Raw genomic sequence first — 4,008 nt, 5'->3', positions numbered from 1 at the left:
CTTTGCTGCTATTTCCGCTTTTGTCCATTTGCAGTTGCGTTGTATTCACAATTTTAATTACGAATTGCTATGCCCTCAAGCGTAATTTGTTCAATGATGTCATTCGTTCTTTTGTCATGGAAAACTTAGCTGATTACAATTATCTCCTACCTGCAAATCTTCTCCCTTCTGTCAATGCGTAACTTCTATATACTCCTTTCCCACTAAAGAAATAGACATACAAAACCAAGAATTAGACGTTGCAGCGCTTCGCGCCGCAACGTCTAATTCTTCACTGGGAAGGGAGTAAGTACCTAGGCATAATTAAAACCCAGAATCCAAACCTGTAGCGCATGCTGCGCGTGCGCTACAGGTTTGGGGATTTTATACATGAGTTCGGGATAATTTGAAACGAGATTTGAGAAAGGGCTTGCGTAGCAAACCCTTTCTCAAATCTCAAAAGTAAAAGCCTTGCTAAGCAAGGCTTTTACTTTTGGGATTTTAAAATTTGTCAGCTTAATCTGAACTGATGTTAAGTTATACCAATTCCCAAAAGTGTAGCCACACTTTTGGGAATTGAAAACCAAACCCAGTAAGGGTTTTAAAATCACAAAATGGCGTAGCCATTTTGTGATTTGGTATTAATTAGATGCGCACTAGATCGGGATAGATAGTCAAAATCTCATCGGTGGTTAGGGTATATTCTTCAGACTGAGGTTCCCATAGTACTTCTACCGCTAAGAGGTTATCCGCAGGAATAGAGCCGATCGCCGCTAGAGAGGCTTGTAAATCTGAGGACGAGCGTAAAGTTGGCAATTTGGCGAGGGTTTCACCAGCAGTAGCAATTAAGATCGTTACCACAATATATTCGCTAGGATCTTCAAGGCTGAGATTCCCTTCACTGGGAAATGAGGTGGGCAATGAGGAGGCAGCAGCTTTACCTTGAAGGATGCGACCGCTCACATTACTTAATACTTCCGCATTGAGTTTGCTCCGTTCGGACATTACTAATCCGTTAAATTTTTGTTCGGCAAGGGCAAACTGGGTATTTTCACTGGCACTGCTGACATAGACCCAATATTCAGGATGACGCATCAGGGAAATCGCCGTTTCACGGGTGACGGTTGCCAACCCTTCCACCGAGGAGGTGTCTGATTCAAGGGCTAGACGGGTTAACTCCTGTTGTAGCGATCGCGCTGAGGACAGTAGCCCCACCTGAATTTTGGCTACGGTTACCTTATTATCAGTACCTGTAATCCCTTCGCCATCACCGCGACCCCGAAATGCTTGGAGGACAGCACCTGCAACGATCACTAATAACAGGATCGAAAACAGTCCGCCGCCACCGCCGCCAAAAAACATCGGTAGGAAGAAAAATCCACCACCGCCACCGATGGGGGAATAGGATCTGCTGTTGGAATAAGAGCTACGGTTGCTGTAGCCAGAGTTGGAGGGTATCGAACGGCTGGGCGCAGCCCTAAAGGCACTACCACCCATTCGCCCCCCCGATCGCTTGGCAAGGGCTTCGTGGGTGTTGCCAAATAAGACCATAGCTACTAGTAAAAGGGCGAAAAGCGATCGCGCTGAGCGCTTGGCGATCGCCTTAGCTTTTTGGATAAATTCTGAGCTAAAAAATTTCATAGGACAAAGGATAGGACTCAAAAATATGGCTTTGTTATAAATGTTCTCCCTCAATTCTAGCTCTATAGCAACGTAAGGTTTGCCTAGGGCATAAAACGCCAAAGAGGAGTGGCGGCGCTTCGCTCCGCCACTCGTCCTTAGATAAGTAGCTGGGCATAAAACCCAGAATCAAAACCTGTAGCGCACGCGCAGCTTGCGCTACAGGTTTTGGGATCTTATATTTAACTGCGCCTACTCCCTTCCCACTAAAGAAATAGATATATAAAACCAAGAAATAGCGGTGCGGGGCGAAGCCCCGCACCGCTATTTCTTGACTGGGAAGGGAGTAGCTACTTAGTCAAGGTTTGACAACCAATCCATGACCTGATCGCCCAGTGATACCCCGTCGAGGCGATCAATCTCGCGTACCCCTGTGGGGCTAGTAACATTTACCTCCGTGAGGTAGCCCCCAATTACATCGATACCTACAAACATTAAACCGTCGCGCTTCAGGACGGGGGCGAGTTGGGTGCAGATTTCCCGTTCGCGATCGGTAATATTGACCTGAACGGCACTGCCACCCGCTGCCATATTGCCGCGAAACTCCCCTGACTGGGGGACGCGATTGACTGCGCCAATTGGTTCGCCATCTAGCAAAATAATCCGTTTATCCCCCTTTTGAGCATCGGGGAGATATTCCTGCACCATCACAGGAGTTTTACCGATATTAGTACTGATTTCGATCAGGGAGTTGAGATTGCGATCGCCTACTTCTAAAAATAAAATTCCCTCACCACCTTTGCCACCCAAGGGCTTCATCACAGCCTTGCCCTCGGCGGCAACAAAGTCGCGAATTGTACCTTTATCTGCCGTCACAATGGTTTTGGGAATTGCACCTGTAAATTGCAAGGCATACATTTTTTCATTGGCGGCGCGAATTCCCTGCGGCGAGTTGAGGACTTTGGTTTTGCGCCCATCCACATAGTCCAGAATATAGGTTGCGTAAAGGTATTCTGTCGTTACAGGAGGATCAGGGCGCATCCAGACAAATTGCATATTTTCTAGAGGCTGAAAATTGCCCTTGTCAGTCTCATACCAAGGATTCGGGATTTGCCACTTACCATCGATGAGGGGCATGGGGTGGATTTTGATTGGTTGCAGCAAAGCCCATGCTTTACCATCCCTCACGCTAAGAGTATTCATATCGGTAATAAATACTTCATAACCTTTGCGCCCAGCTGCTTCCATGAGCGCAACACTAGAGTCATGGGCAGGATCGAGCTTCGCGATCGGATCGATAATAAAGGCGAGTTTCATAGAATTTTATTGTTTTTTCAGAGCTTAATTCAGAGCTTTTAGTAGCTGGGCATAATTAAAAACCAAACCTTAAACCTGTAGCGCACGCACAGCGTGCGCTACAGGTTTAAGGTTTTTATATTTTGCGCCCATTTATACCAAAGCTAAAAATGGCGTAGCCATTTTTAGCTTAAAAAACCTTACTGGGTCTGGGTTTTAGCTCACAAAAGTGTTGTCACACTTTCGTGAACTGGTATTACCTGGTATTACTTAGTAAGGGTTTTCAAGTTTGGTATAAAACCTGTAGCTCACGCTATGCGTGAGCTACAGGTTTTGACGTTTTATCTTTAATTGTGCCCTAGCTAATGATTGTGGAAACCAGTCGTAAAACCTTGGGAATTTCCTCTGTCTCAGAAGCAAATTCTAGCTGAGTTTCTTGAGTGGGTAAATATCCAGATTCCGCAAAGGAGATTAACATTCTTTGCAGGGCAAGCCATACCTCTGACTCAAATTCCCAATCGTAACGGGAATTTGCACGACCTGCGATCGATCGCAAAGCCCAAAAGTAACTATTACGGACAATCGAACCTTGCTTGTTATACTTTGGCACATCCTCACGATGAATAAAAAGCACTTCGTTTTCAATCTTGACTCGCATTTTAGCTACTTACTTAGAAACTTGTAATGTAAAGAATCAGGTAAGAAATTGACAAAAGAGCCAAAGCGGCTAAAGTAAAGGGATGAAAGAGCCACCGCAATATGAACGAGAAGCCCTAGAAAATATGCCAGTAGGAGAACTGGTAGAAGTAATCGTGCGGCAACAGGAATGGGCGCAACAAATATACGAAGAAATAGAGAGACTAAAAGCGGTGAACAACAGGAGTAGCAAAGACTCATCCAAACCGCCATCCAGTGACCTAATAAAGCGGTCAGAGAAAATAGACGAATCAAAAGAAGAAGAGGAGGGGAAGAAAAAAGCAGGGGGACAAATCGGACATAAAGGAAAAACGAGAAAAGGATTTAATCGAGTAGATCGCTTTGAGACAGTCTCACCCGAAGGATGTCCAGATTGCGGAGGCGCATCATGGACTGAGATAGGAGTCAGCATCAGAC

At 45.5% G+C, this 4,008-nt stretch carries 4 protein-coding genes and 1 pseudogene; 2 read left to right on the top strand and 3 right to left on the bottom strand.

The genetic code is table 11. The features are described 5' to 3' along the window. Window positions 1-182: pseudogene (locus PSE7429_RS27410) on the top strand (hypothetical protein); the annotation flags it as partial. Window positions 183-624: 442 nt separating this feature from the next. On the opposite strand, the gene PSE7429_RS21830 reads toward PSE7429_RS27410, so the two are convergent. The 3 genes from PSE7429_RS21830 to PSE7429_RS21820 form a co-directional block, all read right to left on the bottom strand. Next, window positions 625-1,620 carry a DUF1517 domain-containing protein gene (locus PSE7429_RS21830; RefSeq protein ID WP_009629553.1) on the bottom strand — a complete coding sequence of 332 codons (996 nt, stop codon included), beginning with the start codon at window positions 1,618-1,620 and terminating at the stop codon, window positions 625-627. A gap of 333 nt (window positions 1,621-1,953) precedes the next feature. After that, window positions 1,954-2,916, bottom strand: coding sequence for a glutathione synthase (gshB, locus tag PSE7429_RS21825; protein WP_009629552.1), 963 nt, complete (start codon window positions 2,914-2,916; stop codon window positions 1,954-1,956). A gap of 337 nt (window positions 2,917-3,253) precedes the next feature. Continuing rightward, the gene (locus PSE7429_RS21820; protein ID WP_009629551.1) at window positions 3,254-3,553 is read right to left on the bottom strand and encodes a hypothetical protein; all 300 of its coding nucleotides are present in this window, start codon (window positions 3,551-3,553) and stop codon (window positions 3,254-3,256) included. Between the two features lie 82 nt (window positions 3,554-3,635). Between PSE7429_RS21820 and PSE7429_RS21815 the strand changes: the two genes are divergently transcribed. Next, the coding region (locus tag PSE7429_RS21815) for a DUF6444 domain-containing protein (RefSeq protein WP_009629550.1) at window positions 3,636-4,008 on the top strand (373 nt) is incomplete at its 3' end.

The organism is Pseudanabaena biceps PCC 7429 (genome assembly GCF_000332215.1).
GTDB classification, from domain to species: Bacteria; Cyanobacteriota; Cyanobacteriia; order Pseudanabaenales; family Pseudanabaenaceae; genus Pseudanabaena; species Pseudanabaena biceps.
This window is presented reverse-complemented; position numbering and strand designations above follow the sequence as displayed.

Excerpts from the sequence above, each read along its gene's own strand:
- PSE7429_RS21830 (WP_009629553.1), bottom strand. The coding sequence starts at position 1,620 with ATGAAATTTTTTAGCTCAGAATTTATCCAAAAAGCTAAGGCGATCGCC.
- gshB (WP_009629552.1), bottom strand. The coding sequence starts at position 2,916 with ATGAAACTCGCCTTTATTATCGATCCGATCGCGAAGCTCGATCCTGCC.
- PSE7429_RS21820 (WP_009629551.1), bottom strand. The coding sequence starts at position 3,553 with ATGCGAGTCAAGATTGAAAACGAAGTGCTTTTTATTCATCGTGAGGAT.